General features: G+C 69.0%; 20 protein-coding genes. 9 read left to right on the forward strand and 11 right to left on the reverse strand.

Annotation, left to right across the window (positions count from 1 at the left end; translation table 11 throughout):
- Positions 1 to 79: 79 nt before the first annotated feature.
- Complete coding sequence (locus ABT304_RS07190) at positions 80 to 529, reverse strand: DUF3592 domain-containing protein (protein ID WP_350713996.1); 450 nt, start codon at positions 527 to 529, stop codon at positions 80 to 82.
- A gap of 48 nt (positions 530 to 577) precedes the next feature.
- Positions 578 to 1,096: a pyridoxamine 5'-phosphate oxidase family protein gene (locus ABT304_RS07195; RefSeq protein WP_350713998.1), complete on the reverse strand. Its 519-nt coding sequence runs from the start codon at positions 1,094 to 1,096 to the stop codon at positions 578 to 580.
- 118 nt (positions 1,097 to 1,214) lie between these two features.
- Here ABT304_RS07195 and ABT304_RS07200 point away from each other — a divergent pair, with 118 nt between their 5' ends.
- The gene (locus ABT304_RS07200) at positions 1,215 to 1,586 is read left to right on the forward strand and encodes a hypothetical protein (RefSeq protein WP_350714000.1); all 372 of its coding nucleotides are present in this window, start codon (positions 1,215 to 1,217) and stop codon (positions 1,584 to 1,586) included.
- On the opposite strand, the gene ABT304_RS07205 is transcribed toward ABT304_RS07200, so the two are convergent.
- The gene (locus tag ABT304_RS07205; protein WP_350714001.1) at positions 1,509 to 2,555 is read right to left on the reverse strand and encodes a GlxA family transcriptional regulator; all 1,047 of its coding nucleotides are present in this window, start codon (positions 2,553 to 2,555) and stop codon (positions 1,509 to 1,511) included. The two genes, ABT304_RS07200 and ABT304_RS07205, sit on opposite strands and share 78 nt — an antisense overlap.
- 69 nt (positions 2,556 to 2,624) lie before the next feature.
- Here ABT304_RS07205 and ABT304_RS07210 point away from each other — a divergent pair, with 69 nt between their 5' ends.
- Complete coding sequence (locus tag ABT304_RS07210) at positions 2,625 to 3,185, forward strand: TetR/AcrR family transcriptional regulator (RefSeq protein WP_350714003.1); 561 nt, start codon at positions 2,625 to 2,627, stop codon at positions 3,183 to 3,185.
- A gap of 107 nt (positions 3,186 to 3,292) precedes the next feature.
- A complete protein-coding gene (locus ABT304_RS07215; RefSeq protein WP_350714005.1) occupies positions 3,293 to 4,114 on the forward strand; it encodes an alpha/beta fold hydrolase in 822 nt (273 codons plus the stop codon).
- 76 nt (positions 4,115 to 4,190) lie between these two features.
- Here the strand turns inward: ABT304_RS07215 and ABT304_RS07220 are convergent, their stop codons facing one another.
- Positions 4,191 to 5,552 carry an FAD-binding oxidoreductase gene (locus tag ABT304_RS07220; RefSeq protein ID WP_350714007.1) on the reverse strand — a complete coding sequence of 454 codons (1,362 nt, stop codon included), beginning with the start codon at positions 5,550 to 5,552 and terminating at the stop codon, positions 4,191 to 4,193.
- Positions 5,553 to 5,731: 179 nt separating this feature from the next.
- On the opposite strand from ABT304_RS07220, the gene ABT304_RS07225 reads away from it, so the two are divergent.
- Positions 5,732 to 6,514 carry a class I SAM-dependent methyltransferase gene (locus tag ABT304_RS07225; protein WP_350714009.1) on the forward strand — a complete coding sequence of 261 codons (783 nt, stop codon included), beginning with the start codon at positions 5,732 to 5,734 and terminating at the stop codon, positions 6,512 to 6,514.
- Between the two features lie 9 nt (positions 6,515 to 6,523).
- Here ABT304_RS07225 and ABT304_RS07230 read toward each other — a convergent pair whose 3' ends face one another.
- Positions 6,524 to 7,537: a tyrosine-type recombinase/integrase gene (locus ABT304_RS07230; protein ID WP_350714010.1), complete on the reverse strand. Its 1,014-nt coding sequence runs from the start codon at positions 7,535 to 7,537 to the stop codon at positions 6,524 to 6,526.
- 84 nt (positions 7,538 to 7,621) lie between these two features.
- Between ABT304_RS07230 and ABT304_RS07235 the strand changes: the two genes are divergently transcribed.
- Positions 7,622 to 8,620, forward strand: coding sequence for an alpha/beta fold hydrolase (locus ABT304_RS07235; RefSeq protein WP_350714011.1), 999 nt, complete (start codon positions 7,622 to 7,624; stop codon positions 8,618 to 8,620).
- Here ABT304_RS07235 and ABT304_RS07240 read toward each other — a convergent pair.
- Positions 8,601 to 9,023: a DUF1304 domain-containing protein gene (locus tag ABT304_RS07240; RefSeq protein WP_350714013.1), complete on the reverse strand. Its 423-nt coding sequence runs from the start codon at positions 9,021 to 9,023 to the stop codon at positions 8,601 to 8,603. The two genes, ABT304_RS07235 and ABT304_RS07240, sit on opposite strands and share 20 nt — an antisense overlap.
- Positions 9,024 to 9,061: 38 nt before the next feature.
- Positions 9,062 to 9,364, reverse strand: a complete 303-nt coding sequence (locus ABT304_RS07245) for a DUF1330 domain-containing protein (RefSeq protein ID WP_350714014.1) — start codon at positions 9,362 to 9,364, stop codon at positions 9,062 to 9,064.
- A 28-nt stretch (positions 9,365 to 9,392) separates the two neighbouring features.
- On the opposite strand from ABT304_RS07245, the gene ABT304_RS07250 reads away from it, so the two are divergent.
- On the forward strand, positions 9,393 to 9,599 hold the full coding sequence (locus ABT304_RS07250) for a hypothetical protein (protein ID WP_350714016.1): 207 nt from the start codon (positions 9,393 to 9,395) through the stop codon (positions 9,597 to 9,599).
- Here the strand turns inward: ABT304_RS07250 and ABT304_RS07255 are convergent.
- Positions 9,596 to 9,952, reverse strand: coding sequence for a TraR/DksA family transcriptional regulator (locus ABT304_RS07255; protein ID WP_350714018.1), 357 nt, complete (start codon positions 9,950 to 9,952; stop codon positions 9,596 to 9,598). The genes ABT304_RS07250 and ABT304_RS07255 overlap by 4 nt on opposite strands.
- 134 nt (positions 9,953 to 10,086) lie before the next feature.
- Between ABT304_RS07255 and ABT304_RS07260 the strand changes: the two genes are divergently transcribed.
- Entirely contained in the window at positions 10,087 to 11,043 is a 957-nt protein-coding gene (locus tag ABT304_RS07260; protein ID WP_350714020.1) for an SMP-30/gluconolactonase/LRE family protein, read from the forward strand.
- A gap of 2 nt (positions 11,044 to 11,045) precedes the next feature.
- Here the strand turns inward: ABT304_RS07260 and ABT304_RS07265 are convergent, their stop codons facing one another.
- The gene (locus ABT304_RS07265) at positions 11,046 to 11,561 is read right to left on the reverse strand and encodes a putative immunity protein (RefSeq protein WP_350714022.1); all 516 of its coding nucleotides are present in this window, start codon (positions 11,559 to 11,561) and stop codon (positions 11,046 to 11,048) included.
- Positions 11,558 to 11,959 carry an MmcQ/YjbR family DNA-binding protein gene (locus tag ABT304_RS07270; protein ID WP_350714024.1) on the reverse strand — a complete coding sequence of 134 codons (402 nt, stop codon included), beginning with the start codon at positions 11,957 to 11,959 and terminating at the stop codon, positions 11,558 to 11,560. Before ABT304_RS07270 ends, ABT304_RS07265 begins: the two co-directional genes overlap by 4 nt.
- 81 nt (positions 11,960 to 12,040) lie before the next feature.
- Between ABT304_RS07270 and ABT304_RS07275 the strand changes: the two genes are divergently transcribed.
- Both ABT304_RS07275 and ABT304_RS07280 read left to right on the forward strand, forming a co-directional pair.
- Positions 12,041 to 12,655, forward strand: coding sequence for a GyrI-like domain-containing protein (locus ABT304_RS07275; protein ID WP_350714026.1), 615 nt, complete (start codon positions 12,041 to 12,043; stop codon positions 12,653 to 12,655).
- A 117-nt stretch (positions 12,656 to 12,772) separates the two neighbouring features.
- Positions 12,773 to 14,146, forward strand: coding sequence for a lipase family protein (locus tag ABT304_RS07280; protein WP_350714027.1), 1,374 nt, complete (start codon positions 12,773 to 12,775; stop codon positions 14,144 to 14,146).
- On the opposite strand, the gene ddaH is transcribed toward ABT304_RS07280, so the two are convergent.
- Positions 14,137 to 14,907, reverse strand: coding sequence for a dimethylargininase (gene ddaH / locus ABT304_RS07285; protein ID WP_350714029.1), 771 nt, complete (start codon positions 14,905 to 14,907; stop codon positions 14,137 to 14,139). The two genes, ABT304_RS07280 and ddaH, sit on opposite strands and share 10 nt — an antisense overlap.
- Between the last annotated feature and the right edge of the window lie 2 nt (positions 14,908 to 14,909).

Here is a 14,909-nt window from a genome sequence, read left to right on the forward strand (position 1 = left end):
CAGGCTATTCGGGATGGATCGACATGGATAACACCCAAACGAGTCCAAACACACTCAATTGATCGATGTGACCTCGTCTTCAGACGACGGTGGCGCCCGTCAGCGCCCAGCCGATCATGGCGAAGACGCCACCAAACAGGGTGAAGGGGATCGCCATCGCGACCAGGCATCCGATGGGTGCGCCCTCGGATGCGACCATCGAGCGACTTGGGTCCAGTGGATCGATGACGATCGCCAGGGGGAGTGCTGAACCGTCGACCGCGAACCGCTGGTTGTCCAGGGCGCCCTCGCCTGCGTACTCCTCGCCGTTGGGGCCTCGGTACTCGTAATGCGCGATCAGCTTGGTTCGTGAGCCGCGCTGGCCGCTGCTCACCCTGCGGGTCTCGAACTCGCGGATCGTCGCCGTCGCCGGCGTCCAGGTCTGGAGCCGCTGCCGCTGGATCACGCCAAAGACGACGAAGGAGATCCCGAAAGCGGCAAAGACCAGGCCGAAGAGTAAGAACGCCCAACCGATCACCATGGTCGTCATGGAATCACGGACGACAAGCCAGCAGAGGGCAACGGCTCGCGGGAAGTCCTATCGGGATCGGGCGGCGTCGCGCTCGGCGCGCTCCTGCACCAGTTCCTCGACCTGAGTGGGAAGCGTGGTCTCGAAGTCGATCAGCTTCACCCAGGTCGGGGTGACGACGATCCGGACCATGCTGTCGTACAGCGAGCGGACCTCGGCCTCCCAGGCGACCCGCTGCTCGGGCGTCATCTCGTAGGAGCCGTTCATCTGGAGGTACTCCCAGGGGATTCCGTCGACGAGGTCGAGCTCGACCGTGCCACGGATGAGCAGGATCTTGGGCGGGTGCGCCTCGGTGTCGATGGTCAGCGCGACCACCGGGTTGTCGCGCAGCGAGATGAGCTTGGGGGAGTTGGGCGTGGTGCACATGACGACCTCTGAGCCGTTCCAGGTGAACCCGATCGGGACGTTCCTGGGGGTGCCGTCCTTGGCGACGTACGCCAGTCGGGTCAGGTCACGCGCCAGGAGCTCCTGGCTCAACGGACGACTGAGGACCTCGTCGATCTCGCCGGGCTGCATCGTGTTCGACATCTGCTTCTCCTCGGGTGTGGCGACCTCGGCTGGTCGCATTCACCCCATGAACGGAGACGTTCGCGTCGTCTCTACATCCTGCGCGAGAGATCACCAGTCGTCGGACAAGATGGTTCTCATGGATCATGAGAGTGCGCGGCGCTCGGCCGCCTTCGTAGGACTCGCCACGCTGCCGATCGGGGCAGCGATCCTCCTCGCGCCGGAGCGGGTGGGCCGGGCGCTGAAGCTCGGCGACCACCCCACCGCGCTGCGAGCGATCGGTGTCGCGGACCTGGCGCTCGTGCCCGGGTTGCTGGCGGGTCGCCGCAGACTGCCGTGGATGGCTGCTCGTGCCGGGCTGAACGTCGCGATCGCGGCGTACTGCGTGAGCCTCGCCCGCAGCGAGGGCACCATCGGGCCGAAGATCGCGGCGTCAGCGCTGGCGGTCGCCACGGCCGCCGACGCCCGCACGATCCTTGCCCTGCGCGAAGGTGAGAGTCGCCGGCCCTGACGTCGCGACATCGATCTGGGTGCGGGTGCCGCGGCGGTAGGCCGAGGGTGAGACGCCCAGGCGGGCGACGAAGGTGCGGCGGAGGGCCTCGGCGCTCGAGAACCCGGCATCGGACGCCGCCTGCGCCACCGAGCGGCCCGCCTCCAGCCAGCTCCGCGCCAGATCGAAACGTACGCTCGCTGCGTACTCGGCAGGGCTCATCCCGACCTCGTCCTGGAAGAGGCGCGTGAGGTGGCGCGGGCTGATGTTGACGTGGCGTGCCAGTGAGATGACGCTGTGCCGGTACGACGGGTCCTGGGCGATGAGCTCGGTGATGACGCGCACCGGGCTTTCGGGCACCGCGACAGCGCGCAGGGGAGCGGAGAACTGCGTCTGTCCGCCCGAGCGCCGCAGGTAGACGAGGAGCCCCTGCGCGGCCCGCCGGGCGGTTGCCACGCCGAGGTCGTCCTCGACCAGGGCCAGCGCAAGGTCGATGCCGGCGGCGACGCCGGCGGAGGTCGCGACGTGGCGGTCACGTACGAAGATGCGGTCCGGCTGCACGTCGACGAGGGGGAACCGGCGTGCCAGGTCGTCGGTGAACTTCCAGTGAGTGGTCGCGCTGCGCCCGTCCAGCAGGCCGAGCTCGGCGAGGACGAACGCCCCGCTGCAGATCGACACGACGCGTCTGGCTCGGACGGCCAGGGTCTGCGCAGCGGTGAGCAGCTCGTCGGTCACGAAGACTGATGGCGCACGCTCGCTGCCCGGAACGATGAGCGTGTCGAGCGGTGGCGCGTCGGCTGCGGCAGCACTCACGGCGATACCGCCGCCGATCGACGAGGTCACCGCGGCGCCCGAAGGCGAGAGCAGGACGACCTCGTAGGCCTCCGTCGCCTGGTTGGCCTCCACGAAGACCTCGGCGGGACCGACATAGTCCAGCGCCTTCACGCCGTCGAACAGGAGGAACCCGATCCGTCGCCTCGTACCAGCCATCGACATCCTCTCGTAGTTGTGGATTGAGTATTCCATAACGGTGGTCACGAAGACCGGTACATTCGGGGGATGGCCAGACCTCGGGAGATCTCAGTCACGGCAGTACGTGACGCAGCGCTCGACGTGTTCCGTGAGCATGGCTACGAGCGAACCTCCATGCACGACCTCGCCGAGCACACCGGCGCGGGCAACGGCAGCATCTACGCGGCGTTCGGGAGCAAGCGCGGCCTCTTCCTCGCAGCCCTCGAGGCGTACTGCGGCGGCCGGATCACCCTGACGACCGACGCCCTGGCGGGGGAGGGCGGTGCCCGTGAGGCCGTACGCCGCTACCTGCTGCGCATCGCGGACGACTGCACCGCAGATCCGCGGCGGCTCGGCTGCCTCATGGTGCGGTCGCTGGCAGAGCTCGCCGACCGCGATCCCGAGGTGGTCGGCATCTGCAGGCGGACCCTCGACGCGATGGAGGAGCGGATCGCGGCCCGCATCGGGACCGGCACCGGAGCGGGCACGCTCGCGCACGAGATCCTGCTCTTCTCGCAGGCTCTGATCCAGGCCGGGGCCACGGCGACGTCGCGGCGAGAGCTGCGCGAGTCGGCGAACGCCTACGTCGACCGACTCGCCCTGGCCTGACGCGCGTCCGATTCCGAGGGATTCGCGGCCGATCCGGCAGGCGACCCGGGGCGGTGAGGACGGCGACGATGGTGAAGTCCTCGCTGAACCGATCCAACAGGAGCACCATGCCCTTCTTCACCACGTCCGACGGCACCGACATCCACTACTCAGACTGGGGGACCGGTCAGCCGATCGTGTTCAGCCACGGCTGGCCCCTCAGCTCGGACGCCTGGTCGCTTGAGCGCAAGACGCTGGCCGACGCCGGCTACCGGGTGATCGCCCACGACCGCCGCGGCCACGGGAAGTCCGGCCAGCCCTGGCAGGGCAACGACATGGACACCTACGCGCGCGACCTCGCCGAGCTCGTCGAGCACCTCGACCTGCACGACGCGGTCCTCGTCGGCCACTCGACCGGCGGGGGAGAGGTCGTCCGCTGCGCGGCTCAGCACGGGAACGGACGCGTCGCCAAGGTCGTCACGATCGGTGCGGTCCCGCCGATCATGCTCCAGACTGAGGCGTACCCCGACGGGCTCCCGATCGAGGTCTTCGACGGCATCCGGGCCGGCGTGCTCGCCGACCGCTCGAACTTCTACCGTGAGCTGGCGCCGTCGTTCTTCGGCTTCAACCGTGACGGCGTCGAGACGTCGCAGGGCGCGATCGACGACTTCTGGCGCCAGGGGATGCTCGCCGGGATCCAGGCGGCGTACGAGTGTGTCGCGGCCTTCTCGGCGACCGACTTCACCGAGGACCTGAAGGCCCTCGACGTGCCGATCTTCATCGCGCACGGCGACGACGACCAGATCGTGCCGATCGGCAACGCGGCGCTGAAGTCGATCGAGCTGGTCAAGGACGGCACGCTCAAGGTCTACCCGGGCGCTCCGCACGGGATCTTCGGCGCGTACCAGCAGGAGCTGATCCAGGACATCCTCGACTTCATCAAGAAGTGAGCGCGTAGCGACTCCGTGGCGCGGTACCGCCTCGCGTGGTCCCGCGCCACGCCCTGGCGCCGGCGAACCGGCGTCGTCAGGGCGTGATGTTCTGGTTGTGGCTGAACAGGTTCTCGGGGTCGTAGGCCTGCTTGACTTTCCTGAGTCGCGCGTAGTTGTCGCCATAGGTGTCGGTGACGCGGCCCTGGTCGTCGTCGGACATGAAGTTCACGTACCCGCCCGCCTCGGAGTGCGGCGTGAGCGCGGCGGCGTAGTCGCGGACCCACGCGATGTTGGCATCGTCGTCGGAGGCGTCCGGCCAGGCGGAGACGATGACCGTCGAGAACGTCGCGTGGCGGTAGGAGAACGCGGTGTCCGTCGCGCCGACACGGGAGGCTGCGCCGTTGATCGGGTACAGGTGCATCGTCGAGCTCGCGTTCGGCGCCTTCGGGCCGTGGGCCAGGTGCGCCTCGATCGCTTCGTCGGTCAGCTCGGTGACGTAGTTGCCCTTCCAGTAGCTGCGTACGCCACGGGGGAACAGGTCGTCGAACGCGCTGTTGAGCCACGGATACGGCATGGGAGACACCATCTCGCCGACGCGCGGCGCGAGGTCGCGGAACGGCTGCATCGCCGCCTCGCCCTCCTCGACCGGACCGCTCCAGTGGACGACGGCCGCGCAGAATGTGTCGCCGTGGCGGTCCTCCGGAAGGAACGGCAGGGGAGGAGCCACCTGGAATGCCGGGAAGGCGCCGAAGCGCTCGTCGGCGTCGGTGATCCAGCTGCGGAAGAAGCGCAGCAGGTCCCCGGCGTGCTCCAGCTCGTAGAAGAAGAGTCCGACGACGACCTCGTCCACCGGATGCAGGTCGAACTCGAAGCTCGTGACCACCCCGAAGTTGCCGCTGCCTCCACGGAGCGCCCAGAACAGGTCGGCGTTCTCGGACTCGCTCGCGTGGCGGAGCTGCCCGTCCGCGGTGACGACGTCGGCCGATCGAAGGTTGTCGATCGAGAGACCGAAGCCACGGGTGAGGTAGCCGATGCCGCCGCCGAGGGTGAGGCCACCGACGCCGGTCGTCGAGACGATCCCGCCCGGCGTGGCGAGGCCGTGCGCGTGGGTGGCTTCGTTGAGATCGCCCAGGGTGGCACCGCCACCTACGCGAGCAGTTCGAGCGTCGGTATCGACCTCGACGGAACGCATGGGGGACAGGTCGATCACCACGCCGTCATCGATCGTCCCGTAACCGGGCGCGCTGTGCCCGCCTCCGCGTACGGCCAGCGGCAGGCCGGCGTCGCGTGCGAAGTTCACCGCGGCGATGACGTCGTTGACGTTCGCGGCCGGTACGACAGCGGCCGGGCGACGGTCGATCATTCCGTTCCACACGGCTCGAGCCGTTTCGTAGTCTGGGTCGTCGGGCGCGATGACCCGCGACACTTGTTTGCGAAGTTCGTTGATGGATGTCATGACGCCAGCGTCATCCGCGGCAATGGCGGCAACCAGTCCGGCGACGCCACGTCATCGAGTTCCGGTACACGAGGGCGGTCGCGGGAGAGGGCTCAGGAATGAATGACTTGACATAATGTGCATTATCGGCGAAATATCCAACCGTTGAATCAGGGCCCGAGCGGCTAGGGTTCGCTGCTGTGACAGAAGACTTCGACCCGACCGCGCACAACCGCGTCGCGTGGGACGAGCTGGTCGACAACGACAACGAATGGTCTCGGCCGGTTGGTCCCGAGGTCATCGCGAAGGCACGTCAAGGTGACTGGTCGGTGGTTCTGATCGGCCACGAGCCGATTCCACGTGATTGGTTCCCGTCCGATCTGGCCGGTTCTCGGGTGCTCTGCCTTGCCTCCGGCGGTGGCCAGCAGGGCCCGGTCCTCGCCGCGGCAGGCGCCACGGTGACCGTCTTCGACAACTCGCCCAAGCAGCTGGCTCGCGATGACGAGGTGGCCGCTCGTGACGGGCTGGGCCTTCGTACCGTCCTCGGTGACATGCGCGACCTCAGTGCCTTCGACGACGCCAGCTTCGACGTCATCGTCAACCCGGTGTCGAACGTGTTCTGTCCCGACCTGACGCCGGTCTGGGAGGAAACGTTTCGGGTGCTGCGTCCCGGCGGGACGCTCATGGTCGGCTTCATGAACCCGGACGTCTACATCTTCGACGAGGTGGCGCTCGACCGACAGGAGCTCGTGGTGCGTCATCGGCTCCCGTTCAGCTCGCTCGACCTCTCGCCGGACGACCGGATGCGCGCCTACGGAAGCGGCCCGATCGAATACAGCCACTCGCTGACCGAGCAGATCGGCGGACAGCTGGCTGCCGGGTTCGTCCTGACCCACCTCAGCGAAGCGCCGCACCACGCAGACGCCACGGCGCAGCACCTGTCCGCCTACATCGCAACCCGCGCGGTCAAGCCCCACGAGTGAGCACCGCGCTCAGTCAGGCGGCGGCACAGCCGTCTCCCGGAGCACCTCGCGCGCCGGTGACAGCAGCACGGCGTCGCGGGTGTCTGCAGCGGTCGCCTTGACATAGATCCCGGTGGTCTTGAGGTCCTCGTGGCCGAGCAGCCCCTGTACCGCAGGCACCGGTACGCCCGAACGGATCAGTCCCTTGGCGGCGCTGTGCCGAAACGCATGCGCGGCTTCGCCAGGCTGCTTCGGGACGCCGGCCAGGCGGATCCAGGTCTCGACCAGATGGTTGAGCGCCCCAGGACGCAGCTGCTTGCCCGAGGTCAGCAGGAACAGACTGTCGGCTGCGTCGCGAGCGCCGAAACGGGCCTCCAGCTCGACCAGGTAGAGATCGACCGCGTCGACGGCCTCGGGTGGCAGCGGCAGGTTGCGCTGCTTGTCGCCCTTGCCGATGACCCGCACCAGCGTCTCGCCGTCGGGCTCGCGCCGGATGGAGCCGATGGTGAGACCGCACAGCTCCGCGGCACGTACGCCGGTGGTGACCAGCACCGCGAAGATCGCCCGGTCCCGAGCCGGCCAGCGGCGCCGGTCGGTGCCTTCGCGCGGGGTCGACGCGACCCGCGCCAGGCGGCGGAGCTCGTCGACGCTCCAGCCCGCCGGCAGCCGGCTGGGCCGCTCGGGTGCCTCGATGCGCAGCGTCGGGTCCACCAGCAGGTGTCCCTCGAGCTGCAGCCAGTGGGTGAAGAGCCTCAGCGTCCCGACGCGGCGCTGGCAGGTGGCCGCGGCCGAGCTCTCCCGCAGCGACCTGTAGGCGATGCGTACGTTCTGGTCGGTCAGCGCCGATATCGGGACCAGCGCCAGCACGTCGGCGTCAGGCTCGCCGCCCGCGTCGACGTGCAGCTGCCGGGCCCAGGCGGCGATGTCCTGCCGGTAGGCGTTGCGAGACTTGTCGTTGAGCCCGCGGCGCGTGAGTGTGGCCCGGTCGGTCAGGAACTCCTCGACGACATCGCCGAACATCACACCATCGTCAGGTACGCTCACATCCCCTGATATTACAGTCTTTTCGAACATTTCTGCGATAGGGGGTACTATCGCGGAAATCGGGAAAGGTGGCAGACTCCGGCCGTGGCCGACACCGCTGTGACTCACCGCACCGAACACGTCAACGGAATCGACCTGCACTGGGTGGAGTCAGGGCCGGCGGACGGCCGGCTCGTGATCCTGGTGCACGGGTTTCCGGAGTCCTGGTACTCGTGGCGCCACCAGATCGCCGCGCTCGCCGACGCCGGCTACCGGGCGGTCGCGATCGACGTCCGCGGCTACGGCGGGTCCTCGAAGCCGAGTGCCATCGAGGACTACCGGATGCTGCGCCATGTCGGCGACAACGTCGGCCTGGTGCACGCCCTGGGCGCGAAGACGGCCACCATCGTCGGGCACGACTGGGGCGCTCCCATCGCCTGGACGACGGCTCAGCTGAGGCCGGACGTCTTCACCGCCGTAGCCGGCCTGTCGGTGCCGTTCAGCCCCTCCGGACGCCGCCGGCCCACCGAGGCGATGGCACAGGCCGGCGGTGACGACGAAGACTTCTACATCTCCTACTTCCAGACCCCGGGTGTCGTCGAGGACGAGATCCTGCCCGACGTACGCCGCTGGCTGCTCGGCATCTACTACTCGATCTCGGGCGACGGTGTGCTCGCCGCCTGCGGGGATCCGCGCGGCGCGCTCGGTTTGGTGCGACGCGGCGACCGGCTCTCGGACCAGTTCACCTACCCCGCCGAGTTGCCCGAGTGGCTGAGCGAGGCCGATGTCGACTTCTACGCCCGCGAGTTCGCCGACTCCGACTTCTTCGGTCCGCTCGCGCGCTACCGCAACATCGACCGCGACTGGGAGGATCTCGCGGCCTTCGGCGACGTGCCGATCAGGGTGCCGTCGCTCTTCGTCGCCGGCGAGTACGACGGGCCTGCGATCACCGGCCGGCGCCAGATCGAACGCTTCGACCAGACCCTGCCGGGCCTCACCCGATCGGTGGTACTCCCCCGGTGTGGGCACTGGGTCCAGCAGGAGCGCCCCGAGGAGACCAACCAGCTCCTGCTCGAGTTCCTGGCTAGCTCAGAGCCACGCTGATCGCCAGGGCGACGACGGCGAGCAGCGGGATCACGCCCTGCTTGAGCGCCGCGCCGCGCTTGTCGGGCGAGGAGATGAACAGCACCGCCGCGGCGGCTGCCATCGAGCCTGCTCCGGCGAAGACCAGAGCGGCGCCGACCGCTGCGGAGCAGACCGGGTACAGGACGATGCCGACCGCGGTGACGATGGCGAGGAACAGGTTGTAGAAGCCCTGGTTGAACGCCATCTCCTTGGTCGCCTCGGCCTCTTCGGCGCCGATCCCGAACACCGCCTGCGTCTTCGGGCTCGTCCACGTCAACGACTCCATGACGAAGATGTAGACGTGCAGCAGGGCGGCCAGCGCGGCGAGCACCAGTCCAGCAACGACCATCACAGACCTCTTCCGGGTGGGGTGCTCGAGCACCAGATGAGGCTGACAGTAACCGATCCTCAGACCGATCCTCAGAACCGCACCGGGAACACCTCGGTGCGCGCGACGGCTGCGTCGCGCTCGGCGCTGAGTGCCGTACGCCGCTCGTCGTTCATGTAGGCGTCCAGCGAGGCCTGGTCCGGGAACCGGATGAGCTGGATCTCGTCGGGCTGCCCGGGTGCGTCGTCGGCGAACGCGCGGTGCACCACTTCCCCACCGTGCTCCGAGATCAGCCTCAGGACGCGGTCCTCATAGGCGTGGAGCGCCTCGGCCTCTCCCCCGCGCGCCCATAGGAGACAGCACAGGCGGATCGAGTCGTCGGATTCCCCAGACATGCCGGCTACCGTATCGAAGAGCCCGCGCATGAACGCATACGACATGGGGTACCTGACAGCAATGACGAGCTACGTCCTGGACATGGTGGGCGCCACGGTGGTGGTGCTCCTGGTCCTGATGGTGCTCGCGGCCGCAGCCGGTTTCCTGGTGGCGAGGCTGGAGAGACGGCGCGCACGCCGGATCCACGACGATCTCGTCGGGATGCGTGACCAGCCCGGCCGGCATCGCCGTTAGCGCAGCCGTTCCCTCGGCTTCCCGGCACAGCTGATGCACGCACGCGCGACCGGGCGCGCCTCGAGCCGACCCGCGCCGATCGGCCGGCCGCAGTCCTCACAGGTCCCGTACGTGCCCGCGCGCACGCGCTCCAACGCGGCGTCGATCTCGGCGAGATGCTCTCGCGCCTGGCGTACGAGCGCTTGGACCTGAGACCGCTCGAAGGCGATCGTGGCACCCTCGGGATCGTGCTCGTCGTCGGCGTTGGTGTCGCGTGAGGCCGCGACGACAGCGTCGAAGTCGTCGGTGAGGTCCGCCAGGCGCGCGAGCGTCTGCCGGTGCTCCGCCTCGAGCCGTTCGCGCGGTTGATCCATGTGGCCGACGATAGTTGGACGGTCCCTGCCGCCGAATTGGCGTGGCGCCCGAGTGCCGATCGGGCCAGCATCGACGGTAGGTCGCAGGTCTCGGCTGCCCCTGCATCGCCCGCACCGAGCCACAGGGAGCTTTCATGAACCGACGTCTATCGGCAGCAGCCGTGGCGGTTGCGCTGACCGCGATCTCGGCGATCACCGCGTTGCCCGCCGCCGCCTCCGATCCGCACCTCCCCGACACCTACGTCGTCTCCGAGGAACCCGGGTTCCAGCCCGAAGGCATCGAGGTCACCCCGAACGGAACCATCTACGTCTCCAGCTTCGGCAACGGTGACGTGCTGCGCGGCCATGTGACGAGCACGCGGTTCGAGCGGTTCGCGTCCGGCGCGGCCGCCGGCCGTGCGCAGGCGCTGGGACTGCATGCGGATTCGCACGGCCGGCTCTACGTCGCCGGCAAGACCCAGCTCGACGTCTACAGCGCCGACGGCTCCCTGCTGACGACGCTGCGCCCCGAGTCCGGACCGGTCGGCGAGCCGTACCTCAACGATCTCGTCATCACGCCGCACGCGGTCTACGTCACCGACTCGACGAACGCGGTGGTGTGGCGTGCGGCGCTCGGGGACGACGTCGGCGCGCTGGAGCGGTGGTTCGACGCACGCACGGTGGTGCCGGGATTCCCGCCGGAGTTCATGTACCTCAACGGCATCGACGCCTCCGAGGACGGCCAGACGCTGCTCGTCTCGTCGCAAGGTCTGGAGGCGCTGATCCGGATCGACGTGGCAGGTCGGTCGGGTGAGCTGGTCGACATGGGAGGGCACAGCTTCGGGCCCGACGGCATCGAGCTGCGCGGCTCGACCCTCTATGCCGTGCTGAACTACGCGGCTCCGGGCGGTGCCCAGGGCGTGTACGTCGCCGAGCTCGACGAGGCGCTGCGGCACGGTCAGGTGATCGCCTCCGCCGCCGAAGGGTTCGCCACCCCGACGACGCTCGCCGTGACCCGCGGCCGGGTCCTGGTCGTGAACAGCCAGATCGATGACGGAGCCGGCACTCCCCCGTACACGATCTCCGCGGTCGACGACCCCATCGCCGACTGACCTCAGCAGTCGAAGACCGACCAGCAGATCTCGTTGCGGATCCGCTGGTCGTCGAGGACGAGGTCGCGGATGGGGTCTGGGAGCTGCTCGCGCTGCCAGTGGCACTCCCGGCGTCCGGCCTCGATGGCCTCGCCGGGAGGGGCGGCGTCGCGTACGGCCTTGATGGCGTACGCGGCCGCGCCCAGGTCGTGGGCCGCGACATGGGCGACCACGCCGGCCTGTCCCGCGGAGTAGGCAGCGTTGCGGGCGGCTCCGCGCAAGGGCCGGGCAGCTCCCATGGCGTGACCGCCGAGAGCGCGCGTCTCCATCATCTTGAGCTCACCGCGGCTCCAGGCGCGTGCGGCGTCGATGGCCCGCCGTGGGCGCGGGTCGTCGGGGCACTCCGCCTCGAAGAGCGGGAGGACGTGCTCTGCGCAGGTCGCCGCCCACAGCGCGAGCAGCTGGTGGTCGGTGTCGGTGAGCGTGCCACCGCGGCGGACGGTGATCAGGCGCGGGTCGCGCTCCTTGGCCAGGATCATCGCTCTCCCTCGTTCGCCGGCCCGGTCTCCGGACGGTCCGGTCCGGGGCCGTCAGGATGGGTGAGGTCGTAGGCGGCGGAGACCTTCTTCGGGACGCACAGGCGCCAGGCGTCGACGACGAACTCACACGCCTCGACCGGGTCGAGCGCGGCCAGGGACGACTCCACCCAGTTGAACCGCATCTCCGAGTCGCGGGGCAGGTGAAACTTGTCGGGCGCGCTGGCGACCAACGCGGCACGCTCCTCCTTGGGGAAGCCGAACCCCATCTCGGTCTCGTCCAGGGAGAAGGCGACATAGACGATCGAGCCGACCCGGAACTTCAGCCGGCCGCGTACGAAGACCTCGTAGGACCGCTCCAGGCTCGAGCCGAGCCAGCGGACGTCCGCCACGGTTGCCATGTCCGGAGCGTAGGCGCAGACTCCCCCGACGGCACCCGAGTTTCGCGTCCGCCGGCCTCGACGGCGCGACATCATGGCCTCATGGCGACGAAGGTGGATCTGAAGAAGACGCTCGACAGCTATCGGGCACGTCAGGGTGAGTTCCGGGTGCTCGAGGTGCCGCCACTCCCCTACCTGATGGTCGACGGCCACGGTGACCCCAACACCGCCCAGGAGTACGCCGACGCGCTCGCGGCGCTCTACCCGGTGGCGTACAAGCTGAAGTTCGCCAGCAAGAACGAGGGCCGCGACTACGTGGTGCCGCCGCTGGAGGCGCTGTGGTGGGCCGAGGACATGGACGCCTTCACCCGGGCACGGGACAAGTCGCGGTGGGGCTGGACGGCGATGATCATGACGCCCGACTGGATCACCGAACAGATGTTCGACGAGGCGGTCGCCAAGGTCGGCGCCAAGGACCGCCCGGCGAGCCTGGGCAAGGTGCGCATGGAGACGCTGGCGGAAGGCACCTGTGTGCAGACGCTGCACATCGGGTCCTACGACGACGAGGGCCCGGTGCTCGAGGAACTGCATGAGCGGTTCATCCCCCAGCATGGGCTGCGGATGACCGGGAAGCACCACGAGATCTATCTGGGCGATCCGCGACGGGTCGAGCCCGCGAAGCTCCGGACGATCCTGCGCCAGCCGGTCGTCTTCTAGGCTCCGCGAATCTCGGTGTACAAGTGTGGACTGAAACCCTTGTCACCGTGACGGCGCTCACATTACTCTTCAGTAACTCGGGACGAAGCGGTCCCGCTTACGTGAGGAGAGTCCCCCATGACTCAGCACGCATCGAGGCTGTTCGTGAAGCGTCCCGGCAAGCACGCCGTACGCACCCTGGTGACGGCTCTGGCCGTCGCCGCCATCATGCCCGCCGCCCTGGCCACGCCGGCCGTAGCCGCCGACCAGAGCACCGCCGTCGTCTCTCGCGGAGTCGAGATCCCGGAGTTCTACAACCCGCCGGTGACGCTTCCCGACGCCGACGGAGCGCTTGTACGCACCGAGCCGCTCCCCCTCGGCGTCGGGCTCTCGATCCCGGGCATCGGCTCGCTGCCCGGCACCGCGACCCGGGTCATGTACAAGACCACCGACAACAACGGCGCCCCGGCTGCGGTGACCGGCGCCTACATCGAGCCGTTCGCGGCCTGGAGCGGTGCCGGCGACCGGCCGCTCGTCGTGGTCGCGCCCGGCACCATGGGCCAGGGCGACCAGTGCTCGGCCTCGCTAGGCCTGGAGCGTCCGATCCTCTTCAACGGCAAGACCGTCTCGGTGGGCTACGAGGACATCGGGATCTACCGCCTGCTGGCGCGTGGCGTGGCGGTGATGGTCACCGACTATGTCGGCCTGGGCGCCACCGACCGTCTCCACACCTACGTCGACCGCATCGACGGCGGACATGCCGTCCTCGACGCCGCGCGTGCAGCGCGTGAGGTCCCGGACGCATCGGTGACCACCGGGTCGCGCGTCGCGCTCTACGGCTACAGCCAGGGCGGCGGCGCGACCGGATCGGCCTCCGAGCTCGCCTCGACGTACGCTCCCGACGTCAACCTCGTGGGCGCCTACGTGGGCGCGCCGCCGGCCGACCTGCGCGCGACCGCGGAGGGTATCGACGGGTCGGCGCTGGTGGCTGCTCTCGGCTGGACGATCAACGGTCTGGCACAGTCCAACCCGGAGCTCGGACCGATCCTGGAAGAGAACCTGAACGCGACCGGCAAGGCGGCGCTCGAGGATCTCTCGACGGCATGCGTCGCGGACGGGATCATCGGCTACCCGTTCCGGCGCAGCACCAGCTGGACGACGACGGGCGAGAGCCTCGACGACATCATCGAGCGCGAGCCGGTGGTCCGGGGCATCATCGACGCGCAGAAGCTCGGTCATGTGGCTCCGCGGGTCCCGGTGCGGCTGGCGACCGGCACTCAGGACGACATCGTCCCGCACGCGCAGTCGCGTCAGCTCGCCGTCGACTGGTGCGGCCGTGGCGCCCGGGTGACCTACAAGGCGGTCGTCCTGCCCAACCTCGGCGACGGGCTGATCACCAACCACGTGACGCCGCTGCTGGTCGACCAGACCGATGCGGTCAACTGGGTGACCGACCGGGTCAAGGGCATCGCCACCGGATCCAACTGCGCGACGATGCCGATTCAGCCCTGAGCGGCTCGTAGCCGCACGGACAGGCAGGTGACGCACCCTTCGAGCTTCTCGAACTCGGAGATGTCGACCGGTACGACCGTGTAGCCGCGTTCCTCGAACATCGCCCTGCTCAGCGGTGCCGAGGCGGCCATCAGCAGTGTGCGGTCGTCGAGGACGACCACGTGGGAGCCCGCTTCCTCCGGGACCGGCAGGAACCGGGCTCCCCACACGCTCGGGTCGTCGACCAGCGGCTCGTGGCCGATGACGGTGCCGTCGGGCAGCGCGGTGACGGCCGACTTGAGATGGAGCACCTTCGTGAGGGGGACGGCGACGACCTCGGCGCCGAGCGGTCCGAGCAGTGCCCGGAGCTGGGCGATCCCCTCGGAGTTCGTACGCCCGCCCTCCCCCACCCACACGGTGTCGCCGTGCTTGAGCACGTCGCCGCCGTCGAGAGTTCCAGGAGCCTCGATGTGGGCGATCCGGTAGCCACGCGCGCGGACCGCGTCCTCGGCCGCGTCGATCTCCGGGCGCCGCTCCAGGGCACCCGGCCGGCTGATCACGGCCAGGTCCGCGAAGACGACCATCGTGTCCTCGACGAAGACCGAGTCCGGGCAGTCGTCGGCGGGATCGACCTCGTGGGTGGTCCAGCCGGCGGAGCGCATCGCGGAGACGTACGCCTCCCACTGCTCCTGGGCGAGGCCGACGTCGACCGGGCTCCGCTCGATGTGGGTGACGAGCCCCTCGGCGAGGCGGGGCGAGGGGCGGCGTACGAGAGCGTGCATGG

It is taken from the genome of Nocardioides sp. NPDC000445 (assembly GCF_040300245.1).
Lineage (GTDB): Bacteria > Actinomycetota > Actinomycetes > Propionibacteriales > Nocardioidaceae > Nocardioides.

Bases quoted from the DNA above. Each gene is read 5' to 3' on its own strand.
- ABT304_RS07190 (WP_350713996.1), bottom strand. From the start codon at position 529: ATGACGACCATGGTGATCGGTTGGGCGTTCTTACTCTTCGGCCTGGTC.
- ABT304_RS07195 (WP_350713998.1), bottom strand. From the start codon at position 1,096: ATGTCGAACACGATGCAGCCCGGCGAGATCGACGAGGTCCTCAGTCGT.
- ABT304_RS07200 (WP_350714000.1), top strand. From the start codon at position 1,215: ATGGATCATGAGAGTGCGCGGCGCTCGGCCGCCTTCGTAGGACTCGCC.
- ABT304_RS07205 (WP_350714001.1), bottom strand. From the start codon at position 2,555: ATGGCTGGTACGAGGCGACGGATCGGGTTCCTCCTGTTCGACGGCGTG.
- ABT304_RS07210 (WP_350714003.1), top strand. From the start codon at position 2,625: ATGGCCAGACCTCGGGAGATCTCAGTCACGGCAGTACGTGACGCAGCG.
- ABT304_RS07215 (WP_350714005.1), top strand. From the start codon at position 3,293: ATGCCCTTCTTCACCACGTCCGACGGCACCGACATCCACTACTCAGAC.
- ABT304_RS07220 (WP_350714007.1), bottom strand. From the start codon at position 5,552: ATGACATCCATCAACGAACTTCGCAAACAAGTGTCGCGGGTCATCGCG.
- ABT304_RS07245 (WP_350714014.1), bottom strand. From the start codon at position 9,364: ATGTCTGGGGAATCCGACGACTCGATCCGCCTGTGCTGTCTCCTATGG.
- ABT304_RS07250 (WP_350714016.1), top strand. From the start codon at position 9,393: ATGAACGCATACGACATGGGGTACCTGACAGCAATGACGAGCTACGTC.
- ABT304_RS07255 (WP_350714018.1), bottom strand. From the start codon at position 9,952: ATGGATCAACCGCGCGAACGGCTCGAGGCGGAGCACCGGCAGACGCTC.
- ABT304_RS07260 (WP_350714020.1), top strand. From the start codon at position 10,087: ATGAACCGACGTCTATCGGCAGCAGCCGTGGCGGTTGCGCTGACCGCG.
- ABT304_RS07265 (WP_350714022.1), bottom strand. From the start codon at position 11,561: ATGATCCTGGCCAAGGAGCGCGACCCGCGCCTGATCACCGTCCGCCGC.
- ABT304_RS07270 (WP_350714024.1), bottom strand. From the start codon at position 11,959: ATGGCAACCGTGGCGGACGTCCGCTGGCTCGGCTCGAGCCTGGAGCGG.
- ABT304_RS07275 (WP_350714026.1), top strand. From the start codon at position 12,041: ATGGCGACGAAGGTGGATCTGAAGAAGACGCTCGACAGCTATCGGGCA.
- ABT304_RS07280 (WP_350714027.1), top strand. From the start codon at position 12,773: ATGACTCAGCACGCATCGAGGCTGTTCGTGAAGCGTCCCGGCAAGCAC.
- ddaH (WP_350714029.1), bottom strand. From the start codon at position 14,907: ATGCACGCTCTCGTACGCCGCCCCTCGCCCCGCCTCGCCGAGGGGCTC.